The sequence below is a fragment of the Streptomyces sp. NPDC104096 genome, from assembly GCF_055584385.1.
In genome coordinates, this window is record NZ_JBVJMD010000001.1 from 395067 (window position 1) to 413136 (window position 18070).

Below are 18070 nucleotides of genomic sequence, written 5' to 3' on the forward strand. Positions count from 1 at the left end.
GACCTCCCGGTGGACACCCTCCTCGACGGTGACTGACCCGCGAGACACCTGGACACGATGTCGTACTGCCGTGCGACACTCCCTCTCATGCTTGGTGTTATCGACCTTCCCACCTATCTCGCGGGCCTTGTCCTGATCGTCCTGCTGCCGGGGCCGAACTCGCTGTACGTGCTGTCCGTCGCCGCCCGCCGGGGTGTGCGGACCGGGTACACCGCCGCCGCGGGCGTGTGGTGCGGGGACACCGTGCTGATGACCCTGTCGGCCGCCGGTGTGGCGTCGCTGCTCCAGGCGAACGCCGTGCTGTTCAGCATCGTGAAGTACGCCGGTGCGGGCTATCTGACCTGGCTGGCGGTCGGGATGCTGCGTGCCGCGCGGACGATGTGGCGGAGCCGGCGGGACCCGGTCGCCGGGAGCGCGGAGCCCGAGGCGGTGGCGGGGGAGCGGCCGTTCCGGCGGGCGCTGGTGATCAGCCTGTTCAACCCGAAGGCGATCCTGTTCTTCGTCGCCTTCTTCGTGCAGTTCGTCGACCCGGGCTACGCCTACCCGGCCCTCTCGTTCGTCGTGCTCGGCGCCTTCGCCCAGGCCGCGAGCGTCCTCTATCTGACGGCGCTGATCTTCAGCGGTACGCGTCTCGCGGAGGCCTTCCGCCGTCGCAGGCGGCTCTCCGCGGGCGCCACGACCGCCGCGGGCGCCCTCTTCCTCGGCTTCGCCGTCAAGCTCACGCTCGCCAGCGCGTAGCTAAACCGTGCTCAGGCCCACCTGGGCCGCGTACTCCTGAAGGCCCTTCGGGTCGGCGCCCGCCCAGCCCACGTAACCGTCGGGGCGGACCAGGAAGACGCCGGTCCCGTACCGCTCGTCGGGCTCGATCCGCGCGGTGCGGACACCGGGGAGCGCCGACGGCTCCGCGTCCGTACCGACGGTCAGCAGGGTCCAGTGCGGCCCCCGGAACACGTCGAAGAGACGTGCGCCGTCCACGGCCGCGTCGGGGGCGCGGTCGCCCGCCCGCAGGGCCTCCTCCGGCAGGCCCGTACGGGTCTCCACCGTGAGGGAGCGGTCGCGGTAGCCGAGACCGAGCTGACGGGTCTCCTTGCCGCGCCGGACCTCGTCGCGGTGGATCTTCGTGGACAGGCCGAGGACATCTGCGGCGATGGGGCGGCGCTCCTCCTCATAGGTGTCGAGGAGGGCCTCGGGCGCCTCGCCGCGCAGCACCGCGCCGAGCTTCCAGCCCAGGTTGTAGGCGTCCTGGACACTGGTGTTGAGGCCCTGGCCGCCGGCCGGTGAATGGACGTGCGCCGCGTCCCCCGCGAGGAAGACCCGCCCGGCGCGGAAGCGGTCCGCCAGCGCGGCCCGCGGCTGGAAGTCCGAGGCCCAGCGCACTTCGGTCACGGCCTCGGGCGAGAGGTGGGAGCGGGCGGCGACGGTCTTGCGGACGCCGTCGAGGGACAGATCGACCTCCGTGCCCTCCGTGAACTGCGCCACCGCCTGGAAGTCCTCCGTCCCGGCCAGCGGGCAGACCGCCAGAAAGCCGCCGGTGCCCTCGGCGGGCGGGAACACATGCCAGTTGTCGCGGTCCAGCCCGGTGATCCGCACGTCCGCGACGAGGATCGGGTCCGGGTCGACGGTCTCGCCGGTCATGGCGATCCCGAGCGCGCGCCGCACCGCCGAGCGGCCGCCGTCGGCGGCGACGGCGTACCGCGCGCGGACCGGTCCGCCGGAGGCGAACTCCACGGTCACCCCGTCCTCGTCCTGGGCGAGGGCGACGGCCTCGCGACCGAAGGCGACCCGTCCGCCGAGCTCCTCCAGTCGCGCGCGGAGGATTTCCTGGGTGCGCCACTGCGGCACCATCCACGGTGCGTTGTACGGGGAGTCGTCGGTCGCCTCGGCCGGGTCGAACATCCGGTGCTCGCCGACCCGTCGGCCGTCCTGCCAGATCATCCCGACCGGATAGTCGCCACCCGCCGCATGGATCGCGTCGAGGACGCCGAGGTCGTCGAAGACCTCCCTGGTGCGCGGCTGGAGTCCCTTGCCGCGCGATCCCGGCGCGAGCCCCTCGCCCCGCTCGACGACGAGCGCGTCCACGCCCCGCCGCGCGAGATCGATGCCGAGGGCGAGGCCGGTGGGGCCCGCGCCGACGATCAGAACGTCGGTGTCCACTGCCATGACCGCTCCTTAACGTTGTTAAGTTCCTCTGACGGGAGAGTGCCTTAATGCCGTTAAGGTGTCAAGCTGTGCAGCGTGAGTACGGAACGACGCGCCCCCCTCGACCGCCGACGGGTGGCGGACACCGCCCTGAAGCTCCTGAACGAGGTGGGCCTGGAGGGGCTGACCCTGCGCGCCATCGCGGGCGAGCTGAACGTGAAGGCGCCGGCTCTGTACTGGCACTTCAAGGACAAGCAGGCGCTGCTCGACGAGATGGCGACGGAGATGTACCGCAGGATGGTCGCGGGGATGTCCCTCGACCCCGAGGACAGCTGGCAGGAGCGGATGCTCATGTCCGGCCGCGGCCTGCGCGCCGCCCTGCTCGGCTATCGCGACGGAGCGAAGGTCTACAGCGGCTCGCGCTTCACCGGCATCGAGCACGCCGAGCAGATGGAGGAGAGCCTGCGGCTGTTCACGGCGGCGGGCTTCACCCCCGCCCAGGCCGCCCGCGCCCTGTCCACCGTGTACCTGTACACCATCGGGTTCGTCACCGAGGAACAAGGCGTCCAGCCCATGCCGGGCGAGCGCCGCGAGGGCTACGACATGACGGAACGCGCCCGCCTGATGGCCGACTTCCCACTGTCGGCACAGGCGGGCGCGCTGATGTTCGAGGACTACGACCGGCACTTCGAGGAAGGCCTGGCCGTCATCGTGGCGGGCATCGACGCCCGGTTCGGGATCGGGTGAGGCTCCCGGATCAGTCGTGGGTGCCGGTCCACTTGAAGAGGTTCAGGTTGCTCAGGTCGAGGCCTTGGCTGTAGACCGCGTCCTTGACGGTGCTGCTCGTGCTCAGGTAGTTGACGCCGCCGGGCTGGACGTAGAGGACCCGGTCGTCACCGTTGTAGTACCACCACTCGTAGTAGGCGTCGGTGTCGCAGGTGCTGGTCCAGACCGCATTGACGTTGGAGACGGTGTCGGTCCTCAGGCACTTGCCGGTCTCCCGGTTCTTGAGCATGTGGAAGCTGCCGTGGCCGTCGCCGACCCAGTCCCACTGCTGACGGTTGCTGCCGACGCATGTGGTGGAGTACGCCGAGCCGCTGTCCCCCGCGGTGAGGCAGGTGCCGAACTGGACGTTCTTGAAAGTCCAGTAGGTGGACGCGGCCTGCGCGGAGGTGGGGGCCAGGAGGCCCGCGCCGGCGATCAGTGCGCCGGCGGCGACCGTGGCGAGACGGAGTTTCTTCACGACAACCTCTTCCGGGAGAGCCGATGGTGGAGAACGGGAGGTCGGCGGCGCGTGTCGGACCGGCCCTGCCGCCTTCCCGATCATCAGCATGGCGGGCTGTGACGCCTGATGCCTTGGCGCTCAGTGCACACTCATGTGGCAATGCGTCCACCGAGGGCGCGGGAGTGCCGGCGGTACTCGGTGGGCGTCACCCCGTACGCGGCCCGGAAGGCACGGGCGAAGTCGGTGGCCCGCGCGAAGCCCCAGCGGGCGGCGACGACACGGACGGGGGTGGTGTCCTGGGCCGGGTCGGCGAGGTCGAAGCGGGCGCGTTCGAGGCGCTGACGGCGGATCAGGGCGGCGACGGTCTCCTGCTCGCTCTGGAAGAGCCGGTGGAGGTAGCTGGGGGAGATGCCGTGCGCGGCGGCGATCGAGCGCGGACTCAACTCGGGGTCCGCCAGGTTCTGCTGGACGTAACGCGCGATGCGCGGGGTCAGGGCCCCCGGCTCGGGACGTGACGGCGGCGCGTGGCCGGACCGCGCGACCCGGGCGAACAGCACCGCGACCAGTCCGCTCAGGACCGTTCCCAGCCGCGGCCCGTCCGAGGGCCGGAAGTCATCGGTTCTCCGGGCGAGTTGGGTGAGGAACCGGACCAGGAGGGCGTCGGTGCCGTCCCGGCTCGCCGCACGGCGCCCCAGCGCACGGTCCGCCTCGTCCCGCGGCAGGGGCAGCAGTGCCTGCGGGACATCGATCCCGACCGCTCTGAGCGGGCCGGCCCGCAGCTCGCGCGGCCGTGAGTCGTCGGCGCAGTAGAAGTCGCCCGCCCGCAGGGCCGTCTCGCCTCCCTCGTGGACGACGACCGCCTCCCCCTCCAGGAGGAGGGTCACGTGGTAGCACCGACGGGCGGGCGGCCGGTCGGGGTGCGGGGTCAGACGCAGGACCACCGGACGGCGGGCGACCTCGACCGACCACACCGACGTCCCGCCGAGTTCAAGACTTCGCAGCTCTTCCCGGCGATCGCCTCCGTCGTCCCCGTCGTCCCCGTCGACCTTCCGTCCGGCGGCGCAGCGGCCGGGCACGGTGATGGATCCCCCCATGGACTCTCCTGTTCCGCAGAGATCTCAGCCCCGGTGCGCGCACCCCGCGCACCCCGCGCACCCCGCGCACCCCTCGGAGGGCGCCGGATCGGGCGGCGCGGCCGACCGGCCGAGGGCCGGTTCGCGCAGGTCACTGGGGGCGATGCCGTAGGCCGTGCGGAAGGCGCGGGTGAAGGCGGAGTGGTCCTTGAAGCCCCATCGGGCCGCTATGCGGTGCACCGGTACGTCCCGCAGCCGTCGGTCGGTGAGGTCGAGGTGGGCCCGTTCCAGACGGCGGCTGCGGATGAGCGCGGTGACCGTGGTGTCCCGGGCGCGGAAGATGCGGTGCAGATAGCTGACGGAGATGTGGTGGGCGTCGGCCACGGACCGCGGTGACAGGTGCGGCTCGGGCAGGTGGTCGCGGATATAGGCGTCGATGTCCAGGAGCAGGGCCCGCCGACCGGACTCGTCCTCCTGCCGGGGGCCGGTGTCGAGGTGGTGCGCGAGGGTGGCGGCCAGCAGGTCCAGGGCCACCGCGCCCAGTCGTGCCACGTCGGCGCTCGGGGGGTGTGCGGGGCCGGCGGTCATGTCGTCGAGGAACTGGGTGAGCAGCGCGCCGATCCCCTCGTCGCCCGGCAATCGCGTCCCCAGCAGCCGGTCGACCTGCCTGGCGGGGAGCGGCAGCAGCGCGCGAGGCACTCGGGCGCTGATCAGCGTCGCCGTCCCCGGGGCGGAGATCCGTAAGCTGAACGGACGCGAACTGTCACAGAGCGCGAAGTCGTGTTCGGTCAGCAACGCGTCCCGGCCCGCCTGCCGCACGTTCAGGACGCCCTGGCGGGGAAAGACCACCGAGTACAGCTCGGGGTCGGAGCGGCGGATCGACCGGGTGGTGCGCCGCAGGACGGACGGCAGCGCGGTCAGCTCGGTGAGGGTCACCGCTCCGAGGTCCACGGCCCGTGCCGTGGCACGGAAGCGTTCCGGGTCCGGGCTGGTCACCCGCAGTGGGTGCACGCAGTTGTTCAGGAATTCGTCGAACCCGGCAAACCGTTCCGCTGCCGGAAGTGCCCCGCTTCGAAACACCGTCTTGAGCACACAGTCCCCCAGATCCCCGAATTATCGAACACCTGAGCGCGGAGCATACGTGTCCGATCGGGGGCGGGGCGGCCCTGTGGAAAAGGGAGGTCGTGTAGCTACCTCGCGTTCACCTGATAGTGGCCGAGGGGTTGATGTCCGGCATCGAACATCTCTTACGGTCGCAGGGGTCTGCCCCAGAGAGAGCCCAGGTGTCCGCGTGCCTCAGCACCCCCCCAAACTGTCCGTGATCGTGCCTTGTTTCAATATCGAGGCGTACGTCCCGGAGACCGTGGCCAGCCTTGCCAACAACGCCGACGACACGTTCGAGTTCCTGTTCGTCGAGGACCGGTCCACCAAGGACCAGACCTACGAGGCGCTGCTGGCGCTGACGAAGCGGCTGAAGAACAGCAGGGTGATCCGGCACGAGCAGAACGGCGGACTGGCCACCGCGCGCAACACCGGGATCGACGCGTCCGAGGGCCGCTACCTCACCTTCCTGGACGGCGACGACTGGCTCGCCCCCGGCTATCTGAGCGACCTCGTGCACCAGATCGAACGGCACGACGTCGACTTCGTGCGCACCGACCACGTCCAGGTCTTCGGTCTCGAACGGCAGATCCACCGGGCCCCCGAGGGCCGCCGGCACACCCCGCTCGACCCGCGCAGCTCCATCCTCCCCGTCGACGACACGACGATGGTCGACTACCCGTACGCCTGGGCCGGCATCTACCACCGCCGACTGCTCGACAAGGGCCTGCTGCGCTTCCACGACGGGCTGCGCACCGCCGAGGACCGCCCCTGGATCTGGGACCTGCACCGCAGGGCCGAGTCCTACGCCGTCGCCAGCCTGCGCGGGGTCTTCTACCGCCGTGGCATCGCCAGCTCGCTGACCCAGATCGGTGACGTCCGCCAGCTCGACTTCTTCCGCTCCTTCGACCTCGTCCTGGCCGAACTCGCCGACGACCCCGAGGCGGCCCGGCTGCGGAAGAAGGCCCTGCGCAACTACTGCGTCGTCATCGCCCACCAGCTGCTGGACCGGGGCCGGTTCGAGCGCAGCGTGCACGCCAGGCTGCGGCAGCTGGCGGCCGAGGCGCTGGGCCGGATGACGGAGGCGGAACTCAACGAGGCACTCGTCGGCATGGGCGAGGAACGCGTGCACACGCTGCGGCGCATACGCGGCGGTATGAAGGGAGTCGCGGCATGAGCGGCAGGACACAGATCTTCTTCTCGGCCACGCAGTACGCCGCCGCCACCGTCACCGCGGCGATCCGCGCCGGCCTCTTCGGCCCGCGCGCCGCCCACCGGCGCATCCTGGTCGTGAGCAACACCGCCGCCGTGCCCGAGGTCGGCACCCCGCTGGACCGGATGGCCGGGTTCGAGAAGCTGCGCCCCGAGTTCGACGAGGTGCGCTCCTGGAACGAGTTCATCGCCCCGCACCACCCGGTCGGCTGGTCGCCGCGCGCCCAGGACGCCCAGCTGTGGGAGAAGGCCGTACGCCTGGCCTGGAACCTCGGCGACGAGGAGGTCGAGATCGCCTGCGAGTCCATCCAGGCCAACCCCTCCCGCGCGGTCGCCGACATCTTCGCCGACAGCCCGATCCATGTGTACGCGGACGGCCTGATGACCTACGGGCCCACCCGCAACCGCATCCCGCACGGCATGAACAGCCGGATCGCCCGGGTGCTCCACCTCGACCTCATCCCCGGACTGCGCCCGATGCTGCTGTCCGAGTACGGCGTCGAGCCCGAGCCGATCCCCAACGAGGCCATCGTCGACGTACTGGCCCGGACAGGCGAGGACGGCGCCGGCATCCTCGCCGAGCGGCTGCCCGAGGGCGACCGCCCCACGGCCGTGCTGCTCGGCCAGTACCTCTCCGCGATCGACCTGATCACCCAGGGCGAGGAGGAGGAGCTGCACGTCCGGATGCTGCGGGCCGCCGCCCGGGCGGGCCACGAGAGCGTCCTGTTCAAGCCGCACCCCAGCGCGCCCGCCGTCTACAGCAGGTCCCTGGAGGCGGTGGCCGAGGAACTCGGCGTACGGCTCGCGGTCCTCGCCGAGCCCGTCCTGGCCGAGACCGTCTTCGCCTTCCTGAAGCCCCGGCTCGTCATCGGCTGCTTCTCCACCGCCCTGATGACCGCCGCCGCCTTCTACGACATCCCCGTCGCCCGGGTCGGCACGGAGCTCCTCCTCGAACGCATCACGCCGTACGAGAACAGCAACCGCGTCCCGCTCACCATCATCGACGCGGCCCTGCCCGACGCGGAGCGCGAGACCCTCGGCGCCCCGCTCGAACTGGCCGCGCTGAGCGAGCGCCTCGCCCCGCTGGTGCACACCGTCGGCTACTGCATGCAGTCCCGCAAGTACCCCGGCCTGCACGAGGAGGCGGCCGCCTGGCTGACCGCCAACCTCGCCGAGCACCAGCGGTACTTCAAGAAGCGCCGGCTGACCACGCTGCGCCTGCCCGGCGGCAGCCCGGTCCGGGCGGAGGCGCTGCGCCGCAACCCGACCGTGCGCAGGGTCGTACGACGGATCCGGGCGGCCCAGTCGTCCTGATCCGCCCGGCGGCCGTGAACCGCCGAAGGGCCGGGCCCCGTTCCTCCGGAGGAACGGGGCCCGGCCCTTCTCGCGCGGTGCGCCCGGGTCACTTGCCGAGCTGCGGCCGCCGCACCACCAGCGCCCGCTTCAGCCGGGGCCCGAACGGCTTCTCCACCAGCCGGTGGATCAGCCAGGCGATGCCCAGCAGGCTCAGCACGCTGATGACGATCGTCGCGTACGGCGGCAGGCCGAGGCCGCGGTTCAGCACCCGGATGAAGAACCAGCCCAGGTGCTCGTGCACCAGGTAGAAGGGGTAGGTCAGCGCCCCCGCGACGGTCAGCCAGCGCCAGTTCGCCCAGCTCGTCCAGCCCACCGCCACCACCGCCACCGCCGCGAAGGCGAGGAAGACGATCGCCTGGATGACGTACGGGTTGCGGTGGAAGTCGCCCTCCATGCCCGGGTGCCACAGGGCGGTCACCGAGTAGCGCTGGCCGAGCAGGAACGACGTGATCACGATGCCCCACAGCAGCAGGTCGTTGCCGTAGCGGTGGATCAGGTAGAGCGCCAGGCCGCCGATGAAGAAGGGGGCGTGGTCACGCATCACCAGTTCGTCGGTGAGCGGCATGTCGGCGACCCGGGCGAAGACACCGGCCAGGGTCCACAGGCAGCAGAACAGCACCACCCGGCGGTAGGTGACGCCCCGCCAGACCACGAACAGGGCGAACATCGCGTAGAAGCGGACCTCGACCCAGAGCGTCCAGTCGACGCCCAGCACCCGGTTCACGCCCATCGGCTGCTGGAGCATCGTGAAGTTGACCAGGATCTCGTCGGAGCGCAGCGGGTGGACGACGACGGGCATGACGCACGCCGCCGCGGTGATCAGGACGATCGCCACCCAGTACGCGGGGTAGAGCCGGGCGACCCGGGAGCGGAAGAAGTCGCCCATGGAGCGGCCCCAGCTGCTCATGCAGATCACGAAGCCGCTGATGACGAAGAAGAACTGCACACCCAGGCTGCCGTAGGTCGCGGCCAGGGACAGGGTCGGGAACTTCAGGCCGGGCGACTGGTGCCAGGACTCGGCGACGGGTCCGTTCTTGCCCGCGAAGTGGTACATGCACACCATCAGCGCGGCCAGCAGCCGCAGCCCGTCCAGGGCGCGCAGCCGGTCGGCGGCGCGTGGGCGGGGTGCGGCGGCGGGAGCCTTCTCGGGTTCCCGTACTCGCACGGTGGGCGCCGGCGCCGGGCTCGTGGGGGCCAGGGCCTGGTCAGCCGCATTCATCCTGGGGCCTTTCTCGGCAGGGTCGTGTCCATCGTCGTGGTGGTCGTCGATGACCGGACGGTACGAAGTACTGACGTATGACAGGGGATTCAGCGCTGACACCGAGGCATCGGACACATGTCGCACAGATGAATGAACAGGCGTCAGGTTGACGCCGGGGTTAAGAGAAAGCGCGCCGCCCCCGGTCCTGTGGAGGAACGGGGGTGACGCGGTGCGACGGAGGGCGGGGCGCTCAGCGCCGGGACAGGGCCCTGGCCCGGCGCGCCAGGCGGCGCACGGTCGCGTTGCGCGGGATGAAGGCGAGCTGCGCGGGCACGGCGCCGGGCAGGGCCAGCGCGGTCAGCCGGCGGCGCTTGAAGTAGCGCCAGGTGCGCGTGTCCAGGTGCCGGGAGAGGTAGTCCTCGGCGGCGCCGCGCAGCCCGGGGTAGATCCTGGGCTGCATGGCGAACCCGACCGCCTTGAGCAGTGCCGCGAGCTGTTCCACCCGCTCCGGCGACGGCATCGTCCAGCTCTCCACCGCCGCCCGGTCGGCGAGGTCGGGCAGCAGCGTGTCGACCAGGGTGACCGGCACCCGGTTGCTGTTCTGGTAGGGCGTGAGCCGGGCCAGTACGCCGTCGGTGCCGGCGCGGGCCACCGGGATGCCGTACAGCCCCGCGGCCGTCAGCAGCGCGGTGGAGAAGCAGCCGACGACGAGCGCGGGCCGCGTCCGCTGGAACACCACCTCGGCGAGCACCGGCCGTTCCAGCAGGGTGAGTTCGGCGCCGAGCCGGGCCGCCTCGTCCTGGAGCAGCCGCGACCAGCGGGCGGGCGCGATGGGGTGCGGTTTGAACACCAGCCTGCGGTGCCCGAGCGCGACGGCGCCGCGGACCATGCCCAGGTGGAGCTGCTCCTCCTCGGCGTCGTCGAGGATGCCGAGCGCGCTGAGGTACTGGCCCAGCAGCAGCGCTGGCTGCCCGTCGGCGTCCGGCAGCCCGGTCTCGTCCTGCGCCAGCTCGCCCAGCACCTTGAGGAACGCCTCGCCCGGCACCAGTTCGGGCCTGACGTCGAACTCGGTGAGCAGCAGCGGGGTCAGTCCCGGTACGAGATCGAGGTGCAGCAGCCGCCCGATCCGGGTGCCGACCAGCGGATCGATCTTGTCCCGGGTGGGGCCATAGCTTATGAGGCCGTCCGCGTAGACGTCGACGGGGGCGCCGGTGAACAGCTGGCACACCGCGAGCGAGGGATTGACCTGCACGGACTCGACGGCCAGCCGGACCTCGTCGTCGCCGAGCCCCCACTGGAGCCGTACGTACCGCTCCCACATGGGGATGTCGTCGCCGCGCGGGCTCCAGCCGCCGGGGTGGAACGGCGCGATCGTCTCGTTCCAGGACAGCACCCGGTCGAAGCGCTCGGCGATCCGCGCGAAGCCCGGCATCTCGTCGACGGCGGGCGTGGTCTCGGGGTTGGCCGCGTTGTTGGTGACGAGCAGCAGTCGCCGGTCGGTCGGTTCGAACAGCCCGGCGTCCAGCGCGGCGGCCAGGGTCGCGGCGCCGTACAGCGTGGACGCGCAGAAGATGCGGGTGGTGCGGGGCATCAGGCGGCCACCGTCCGGGCGGACACGGGCCTGCGGCGCAGTCGGCGCAGCCGGCTCGCGCGCTGGGAGTCCATCGTGTCCATCACTTCCGCGAGCACGTCCTGCGGCATTCGCTTCAGGGCGGCGGAGCTCAGGGAGCGCAATTTTCGAGCCACGGCGGGTTCGAACCTCTCGATTGATCCGAGATGATGAGCCATGATCGCGCAATAGGTGCGCACTGCTTTCGGCAGCAGCCTATCCGCCTCGGGATCGAGTGCCGTTTCCTCGATTACCTGATCGAACGCCCGAATGAAATCGAGTTGTCGGACATCGCCGATCTGGGTGAGCGAGGAGGCGACTCCGCGCCGGTAGAAGACGCCCATCAGGTTCACCGTGGCGAAGGACTCCGCCTCCCGGTGGAGTTTCCAGATCCAGGGGCGGTCCTCGGCCGTGCGCAGTCCGTGGGTGAAGTGCAGCAGTCCGCGGTCGACGAGCCGGCGGTGGTAGATGCCCGCCCACGCGTACGCGTAGTCGACCGACGTGGACCGGTCGGCCGGCAGGATCGCCGCGCGGGGCTCCATCACCACGCCCCGCCGGCCGTGCGGCACCCGGTGCACCGTGCGCGCCCGGCCGGTGCACTGGACATGGTCGGTGCGCAGGAAGTCGCAGTCCAGCTCCTCCATGGCGGCGACCAGGCGGTCGTAGTAGCCGGGTGCGAGCCAGTCGTCGCCGTCCAGGAAGGTCAGGTACCGGCCGCGCGCGCGGTCGATCCCGGTGTTGCGCGCGGTCGCGAGTCCCCCGTTCTGCTCGTGTCTGACGAACACCGCCCCCGGCAGCTCGCGCTCCGCGCGCGCGAGGATGTCCGGGGTCCCGTCACGCGAACAGTCGTCGACGAGAATGAATTCGAAGTCTCCACGAGTGTTCGCCTGAAGGCTTTTGAGAGTGTCCGGCGCGTATTGCTGCACGTTGTAGAACGGCACGATGACGGAGAGCTTGACCACGGGAGTGACGTTAGAGGGCCGCCCGGCACCCGTCTTTACCGTTGGTTTGATGTCAGGTGAACTACGTGTGGCGAACCCGTGAACCAGGTCTTCATGAGTGACCGGAGAGCCCGAGAACCCCATTCGTCGATGTGCTGTTAACCCTTTGTTGCTTTCGGGTTGGGCGGATCCTAGGAATGCCTTCCTACGGTCGACGACGTGCCAGCAAGTGCAACGAACGCCCTGCGAGTCGCCGTACTCGCGGATTCCGACACCCGATGGAAATGGGGTGCGCTCACCGCGAAGCGTACCGTTCCTGCTGAAGGGGATGAAACGGACATCCGCCTGGACGGCTACCTTCTGCGGGGCCGAGCCACCCCCACCGCCCGCCAGCTCCAGGAGGTCGGCGTCCACGCCGACTCGCTCCGCGAGGTGACCGCCGCCGAGTTCCTGCGCGCGATGGGCGAGGAATCCTACGACGTCCTCGTCCTCGCGCTGGTCGGCGGCGGTGTGCAGGCGATGCTGCACGGCCTGCGACACGTCTGGGCCGAGCGCGCCGAGCGCCCCGTCGTCGTCACCGGCTACGTCGGTGTCGTCTACGAGAAGCTCGCCGACGGCCTGCTGCTGCGCCACGGCGCCGATCTCGTGCTGGCCAACTCCCGGCAGGACGCGGACCGGTTCCGCGCGGTCTACGAGGGGGTCGGCGCCGACGCCTCGTCCGTCACGGAGGTCGCCCTGCCGTTCCTCGGCGGAGCGCCCTACACCGGCGAGCCCGACCCGGCCGCGCAGCAGGGGAGCAGGCCCTACACCGTCGTCTTCGCCGCCCAGCCGTCCGTCCCGGCCAGCCGCAAGGACCGTACGTACCTGCTGGAGCGGCTGATCCGGCACGCCCGCAAGCACCCCGGGCGCGAGGTGCTGCTGAAGCTGCGCTCCAAGCCGGGCGAGCACACCACGCACATCGAGGAACTGCCGTACCAGAAGCTGGTGCAGAAGGCCGACCCGCCGCCCAACTTCCGCCTGGTGTACGGGCACATGGGCGAGGTCCTGGACCGCACCGACCTGCTGGTCACGGTCAGCTCGACGGCCGCCCTGGAGGCCCTGCACCGCCGCATCCCGACCGTCGTCCTGACCGACCTGGGCGTGCGCGAGATGCACGGCAACCACCACTTCGTCGGCTCCGGCCTGCTCGCCTCCTGGGACCAGCTCGACGCCGGCCACCGGCCGGTGCCCGACGAGGAGTGGGTCGCCCGCCAGGGCGTCGCGCCCGCGGGCACCCCCGCCGGACCCGGCTCCTACGCCACCGCCTTCGACGCGGCCCGAGAGCGGATCACCGAGCTCCTCGAACGCCCCGGCGGACTGCCGCCGCTGGCCCCGTACTACACACCCGAGACCGCGCCCGGATACCTGCCCGGCATCCTCGCCCGCCACCACCTCGGCCCCGACGGCGCCCCGCTGCCCGGCGCCCCGGCCGCCGACAAGGAACCGGGAGCGGTCCGGCAGATCGTGCGCCGGGCGGCGCGCGGCGCCTACCGCCACGGAGTGCAGCGCGTCGCCCCCGTGATCCGGCGGATGGGCGAGCTGTGAGCGCCGCCGAGACAACAGCCCAAGGAGTGGAACCCATGTCCAACCCGGAAGCGGGCCAAGGCGCTTCGGTGCGCCGGGTGCTCGCGGTGATCCCCGCGCGCGGCGGCTCCAAGGGCGTGCCCGCGAAGAACCTCGCGGCCGTCGGCGGCGTCCCGCTGGTGGCCCGCGCGGTGCGCGAGTGCCGTGCCTCCCGGCTGGTGACCGACGTCGTCGTCTCCACCGACGACCACGCCATCGCCGCCGCCGCCCGGCAGGCCGGCGCCGAGGTCGTGCTGCGGCCCGCCGCCATCGCCGGCGACACCGCCACCTCCGAGGCCGCCGTCCTGCACGCCATGGACGCCCACGAGGCCCTGCACGGCTCCCGGGTCGACGCGGTGCTCCTCGTGCAGTGCACCAGCCCCTTCATCCTCCGCGAGGACATCGACGGCGTGGCCGGCGCGGTCGTCGAGCACGGCGCCGACACGGCGGTCACCGTGGCACCGTTCCACGGCTTCATCTGGCGGGACGCGGCCGACGAGCCGGCCGTCGTCGAGACCGGACGCGCCGACGAGAGCGGGCGCGTCGGCGAGAGCGGGCGCGCCGGCGAGGTCGGCGGCGGCACCAAGGTCGCCGACCCGGCCGTCACCGAGGGCGGCTACGGCGTCAACCACGACAAGTCCTTCCGCCCGCGCCGCCAGGACCGCCCCCAGGACCTGCTGGAGACCGGCGCCGCCTACGCGATGGAGGCCACCGGCTTCCGCGCGCACCGGCACCGCTTCTTCGGCCGCACCGAACTGGTGCGCACCGACCCGGCCCGGGTGCTGGAGATCGACGACCCGCACGATCTCGCCCGCGCCCGCGCCCTGGCCCCCCTCTTCGACGCGGACCTCCCCGGTCCGCTGCCGACCGCCGACGACATCGACGCGGTCGTCCTCGACTTCGACGGCACCCAGACCGACGACCGGGTGCTGATCGACTCCGACGGACGGGAGTTCGTCTCCGTGCACCGCGGGGACGGACTCGGCATCGCGGCCCTTCGCAGGAGCGGCCTGAAGATGCTGATCCTGTCCACGGAACAGAACCCGGTCGTCGCCGCCCGGGCCCGGAAGCTCAAGCTCCCGGTGCTGCACGGCATCGACCGCAAGGACCTCGCACTGAAGCAGTGGTGCGAGGAGCAGGGCATCGCGCCCGAGCGCGTGCTCTACGTCGGCAACGACGTCAATGACCTCCCGTGCTTCGCCCTCGTGGGCTGGCCCGTGGCGGTCGCGAGCGCCCACGACGTCGTGCGCGGCGCCGCACGCGCGGTCACCACTCTCCCCGGTGGCGACGGCGCGATCCGAGAGATCGCCAGCTGGATCCTCGGCCCCTCTCTCGACTCCCTCCCCCAGTAAGGACATCTCTGCCATGAGCACCAACTCCCGTCTGCGCACGTTCGGTTCCAAGACCGCCGGCCCCGGCCGGCCCGTCTACGTCGTCGGTGAGATCGGCATCAACCACAACGGCGAGCTGGAGAACGCGTTCAAGCTCATCGACGCCGCCGCCGAGGCCGGCTGCGACGCCGTCAAGTTCCAGAAGCGCACCCCGGAGATCTGCACCCCGCGCGACCAGTGGGACATCGAGCGCGACACCCCCTGGGGCCGGATGACCTACATCGACTACCGCCACCGCGTGGAGTTCGGCGAGGACGAGTACCGCCAGATCGACGAGTACTCCAAGGAGAAGGGCATCGACTGGTTCGCCTCCCCGTGGGACACCGAGGCCGTCGCCTTCCTGGAGAAGTTCGACGTCCCCGCCCACAAGGTGGCCTCCGCCTCCCTGACGGACGACGAGCTGCTGCGCGCGCTGCGCGCCACCGGCCGCACGGTCATCCTCTCCACCGGCATGTCCACCCCGCGCCAGATCCGCCACGCGGTCGAGGTCCTCGGCTCGGACAACATCCTGCTCTGCCACGCCACCTCGACCTACCCGGCGAAGGCCGAGGAGCTCAACCTCCGCGTCATCAACACCCTCCAGCAGGAGTACCCGAACGTCCCGATCGGCTACTCCGGCCACGAGACGGGCCTGCAGACCACGCTCGCCGCGGTCGCCCTCGGCGCCACCTTCGTCGAGCGTCACATCACCCTCGACCGCGCCATGTGGGGCTCCGACCAGGCCGCCTCCGTGGAGCCGCAGGGTCTGACCCGCCTCGTCCGCGACATCCGCACCATCGAGGCCTCCCTCGGCGACGGCGTCAAGAAGGTCTACGACTCCGAGCTCGGCCCGATGAAGAAGCTGCGCCGCGTCACCGGTGTCGTAGCCGAGGCGGAGATCGCCGCCGCCGCGGGCGAGCCGGTCTCGGTCTGAGCACGAGCTCGGCCCCCAGTCCGACTCCGAGTGGCTTACGGGACGGTCGTACGTCGATGAACCCTCGCGCCGGGACCACCGGCACCCCCCACACGCTCGCCTTCGTGGAGAGCCCGGTTCAGCTGCTGAACGTGCTCGAATGGGCGCATGCGCACGGGCTGGGCGGCCCGGAGCGGTCCGGCGCGGGGTTCACCCTCGTCGTCCTGTCCCCGATGGACCCGATGACCCGCGGTCAGCTGCGCCGGATGGCGGAGCTGGCCCGCGAGGACGGTCACGAGGTCCGCTGGGAGGAGGCGCGGGGCGGTGCGGCCGCGCCCTTCCGCACCATCGGCGGCCTGTCCGGGCTGCTGCGCGGAGCGGAACGAGTGGTGATGGGGGACCCGTTCTCCCGTTACGTGCAGCTGCTGCTGACCATCACCCGGGCCCGGGACCTGGTCGTGGTGGACGACGGCACGGCGACGATGGAGTTCGTCGCCCAGCTCGCCCGGGGCGAGCGGCTGGTGCGCTGGCACCGCAAGGGGGGCCGCCCCGGCCCGCGCGACGTGCTGTTCGGGCCGGTGTCGTCCTCGGCCCGGCGCCGGCTGACCCCGGGCGACGGCCGCCGGGTGGAGATCTTCTCCTCGATGCCCATAGAGGAGGCGCCCGAGGGCGTGACGATCACTCAGAACGCCTTCGCCTGGACCCGTTCCCGCTTCGGCCCGCCCCGGGTCGCCAAGGGCGCGGACCTGGTCGGCACCTCGCTGGTGGAGACCGGCGTGGTCGACGCGGACCGGTACGTGAGCGCGGTGGGCGCCCTGGCCAGGGCGCACGGGGCGACGCGCTACTTCGCGCACCGCCGCGAGAGCACGGAGAAGCTGCACCGGCTGGCGGGGGAGACGGGACTGGAGATCGTCCGCCCCGAACTCCCGCTCGAACTGATCGCCCGGCGCGGACCGATCGGGCGGACGATACTCAGCTTCCCGTCGACGGTCGTGCACACCCTGCCGCTGGCGCTGGCCGGTACGGAGGTCCGGGTCGCGGTCTGCGACATCGACCCCGGCTGGCTGACGGAGAACGCCTCGCCCCGCGCCCAGGGCTTCCTCTCGGGGGTCACGGGCACGGCGCGGGACGTCACCCGGGTGTCCGCGGCGAGCCCGCAGTAGCCACGCGGCAGGAACGTACGGGGTGACCGCCCCGCACGCGCCCGCCCCACGACGGCCGGCCCGGCCCGTGCCCGTCCACGGCGGCCGGCCGGCCGAGGCCCGCGCACCCCGGTGCGCGGGCCTCGGCCGTCATGCCCCTCGGGCTCGCGGGCCCAGTCGGTCATGCCCCTTCGGGCTTGTGGGCGAGCAGGAACGCCCGCGGGAGCCTCTCCTCACCGTCGGGCTCGCGCAGCAGGCGGGCCCGGAGCCGGAAACCGGCCTTCACGAGGAGGTCGGCCACGGTGTCCGGGGTGCGCCAGTGGTAGTCCAGCGAGATCGCGTGGCCGAAGCGCTCCGCGAGATGCAGTCCGCGCTCCTCCTCGTGCCACTGGAACCCCAGCAGCACCTGGCCGCCCGGCGCCAGCACCCGGTGGAACTCGGAGAACACCGTCGGCAGGTGATCGTCCGGGACATGGATGATCGAGTAGAGGGCGAGCACCCCGCCGAGGGTCGCGTCCGGCAGGTCCAGCGAGGTCATCGACCCCACGTGGAAGCGGAGCGCGGGGTGCGCCGCGCGGGCCAGCTCCACCATCCGCGGGGACACGTCGACCCCGAAGACCGGCACACCCATGGCGTGCAGCCGGGCCGTGACGTGGCCGGGCCCGCTGCCGAGGTCGGCCACGGGCGCCGTGCCCCGCTCCCGTACGAGCTCGGCGAAGGCGGTCAGGAGGGAACGTTCGACAGGGAGTGCGATCAGGTGGTCCGCGAATCGGTCGGCGTAGTCCTCGGCGATGGCGTCGTACGAGGTCCGGGTCGCGGATATGAAGGGCGCGGCGAGGTCACCGCTCTCGGGGTGGGTCACATGCCCGGAGGTTACCGAGCGCACCGGCAGGGCGTCCGCCGGATGGCCGAGCCCGTCGCAGGGCCGGTCGGGGCGGGGGAGGACCCGGCGGGGGACCCGGTCGGGGCGGGGTCGGGCGCGTCCCGGTTTCCGTTCCGACGGGTGAACAGAACGGCGTACGTACGGCGGGGCATGGTATGCCTGAAGAGTGGCCGGGTGCGACGCCCGTCCGGAAAAGCGGGCGAGTCTACCCACCTGAATCGACGCCTATGCGTCCGACGGCCAGTTTTTCTTCCCCTAACGGGCTGAAGTTTTGTTGTTCGAGGGGCAGTTGACCGCCCCGGA

Annotated in this window: 16 protein-coding genes; 8 read left to right on the forward strand and 8 right to left on the reverse strand. The window is 71.6% G+C overall.

The features are described 5' to 3' along the window. The first annotated feature begins 87 nt into the window (after window positions 1-87). The gene (gene leuE, locus ACZ60B_RS01895; protein WP_469383343.1) at window positions 88-738 is read left to right on the forward strand and encodes a leucine efflux protein LeuE; all 651 of its coding nucleotides are present in this window, start codon (window positions 88-90) and stop codon (window positions 736-738) included. Here leuE and ACZ60B_RS01900 read toward each other — a convergent pair whose 3' ends face one another. Further along, window positions 739-2154: an FAD-dependent oxidoreductase gene (locus ACZ60B_RS01900; protein ID WP_469383552.1), complete on the reverse strand. Its 1416-nt coding sequence runs from the start codon at window positions 2152-2154 to the stop codon at window positions 739-741. Between the two features lie 81 nt (window positions 2155-2235). Here ACZ60B_RS01900 and ACZ60B_RS01905 point away from each other — a divergent pair, with 81 nt between their 5' ends. Then, window positions 2236-2886, forward strand: coding sequence for a TetR/AcrR family transcriptional regulator C-terminal domain-containing protein (locus ACZ60B_RS01905; protein ID WP_469383344.1), 651 nt, complete (start codon window positions 2236-2238; stop codon window positions 2884-2886). Between the two features lie 10 nt (window positions 2887-2896). On the opposite strand, the gene ACZ60B_RS01910 is transcribed toward ACZ60B_RS01905, so the two are convergent. The 3 genes from ACZ60B_RS01910 to ACZ60B_RS01920 all read right to left on the reverse strand — a co-directional run bounded on the left by ACZ60B_RS01910 (window position 2897) and on the right by ACZ60B_RS01920 (window position 5433). Continuing rightward, complete coding sequence (locus ACZ60B_RS01910) at window positions 2897-3382, reverse strand: RICIN domain-containing protein (RefSeq protein ID WP_469383345.1); 486 nt, start codon at window positions 3380-3382, stop codon at window positions 2897-2899. 131 nt (window positions 3383-3513) lie between these two features. Then, window positions 3514-4458 carry a helix-turn-helix domain-containing protein gene (locus ACZ60B_RS01915; protein ID WP_469383346.1) on the reverse strand — a complete coding sequence of 315 codons (945 nt, stop codon included), beginning with the start codon at window positions 4456-4458 and terminating at the stop codon, window positions 3514-3516. Between the two features lie 24 nt (window positions 4459-4482). Continuing rightward, the gene (locus ACZ60B_RS01920) at window positions 4483-5433 is read right to left on the reverse strand and encodes an AraC-like ligand-binding domain-containing protein (protein WP_469383347.1); all 951 of its coding nucleotides are present in this window, start codon (window positions 5431-5433) and stop codon (window positions 4483-4485) included. A gap of 295 nt (window positions 5434-5728) precedes the next feature. Here ACZ60B_RS01920 and ACZ60B_RS01925 point away from each other — a divergent pair, with 295 nt between their 5' ends. Continuing rightward, the gene (locus tag ACZ60B_RS01925; RefSeq protein WP_469383348.1) at window positions 5729-6715 is read left to right on the forward strand and encodes a glycosyltransferase family 2 protein; all 987 of its coding nucleotides are present in this window, start codon (window positions 5729-5731) and stop codon (window positions 6713-6715) included. Continuing rightward, on the forward strand, window positions 6712-8064 hold the full coding sequence (locus tag ACZ60B_RS01930) for a polysialyltransferase family glycosyltransferase (protein WP_469383349.1): 1353 nt from the start codon (window positions 6712-6714) through the stop codon (window positions 8062-8064). Before ACZ60B_RS01925 ends, ACZ60B_RS01930 begins: the two co-directional genes overlap by 4 nt. 88 nt (window positions 8065-8152) lie before the next feature. On the opposite strand, the gene ACZ60B_RS01935 is transcribed toward ACZ60B_RS01930, so the two are convergent. The 3 genes from ACZ60B_RS01935 to ACZ60B_RS01945 form a co-directional block, all read right to left on the reverse strand. Then, the gene (locus ACZ60B_RS01935; RefSeq protein WP_469383350.1) at window positions 8153-9325 is read right to left on the reverse strand and encodes an acyltransferase family protein; all 1173 of its coding nucleotides are present in this window, start codon (window positions 9323-9325) and stop codon (window positions 8153-8155) included. Between the two features lie 232 nt (window positions 9326-9557). Beyond that, on the reverse strand, window positions 9558-10898 hold the full coding sequence (locus ACZ60B_RS01940) for a polysialyltransferase family glycosyltransferase (protein ID WP_469383351.1): 1341 nt from the start codon (window positions 10896-10898) through the stop codon (window positions 9558-9560). Continuing rightward, window positions 10898-11878, reverse strand: coding sequence for a glycosyltransferase family 2 protein (locus ACZ60B_RS01945; RefSeq protein WP_469383553.1), 981 nt, complete (start codon window positions 11876-11878; stop codon window positions 10898-10900). The genes ACZ60B_RS01940 and ACZ60B_RS01945 overlap by 1 nt, the downstream gene beginning before the upstream one ends. A 198-nt stretch (window positions 11879-12076) precedes the next feature. On the opposite strand from ACZ60B_RS01945, the gene ACZ60B_RS01950 reads away from it, so the two are divergent. The 4 genes from ACZ60B_RS01950 to ACZ60B_RS01965 are packed head-to-tail and all read left to right on the forward strand — an operon-like array spanning window position 12077 to window position 16905. Next, window positions 12077-13441: a DUF6716 putative glycosyltransferase gene (locus ACZ60B_RS01950; protein ID WP_469383352.1), complete on the forward strand. Its 1365-nt coding sequence runs from the start codon at window positions 12077-12079 to the stop codon at window positions 13439-13441. Between the two features lie 35 nt (window positions 13442-13476). Beyond that, window positions 13477-14811: a cytidylyltransferase domain-containing protein gene (locus ACZ60B_RS01955; protein WP_469383353.1), complete on the forward strand. Its 1335-nt coding sequence runs from the start codon at window positions 13477-13479 to the stop codon at window positions 14809-14811. A gap of 13 nt (window positions 14812-14824) precedes the next feature. Beyond that, window positions 14825-15763, forward strand: a complete 939-nt coding sequence (locus ACZ60B_RS01960) for an N-acetylneuraminate synthase family protein (protein ID WP_469383354.1) — start codon at window positions 14825-14827, stop codon at window positions 15761-15763. A gap of 56 nt (window positions 15764-15819) precedes the next feature. Beyond that, complete coding sequence (locus tag ACZ60B_RS01965) at window positions 15820-16905, forward strand: hypothetical protein (protein WP_469383356.1); 1086 nt, start codon at window positions 15820-15822, stop codon at window positions 16903-16905. Window positions 16906-17065: 160 nt separating this feature from the next. On the opposite strand, the gene ACZ60B_RS01970 is transcribed toward ACZ60B_RS01965, so the two are convergent. After that, on the reverse strand, window positions 17066-17746 hold the full coding sequence (locus ACZ60B_RS01970; RefSeq protein ID WP_469383357.1) for a class I SAM-dependent methyltransferase: 681 nt from the start codon (window positions 17744-17746) through the stop codon (window positions 17066-17068). Window positions 17747-18070: the final 324 nt, after the last annotated feature.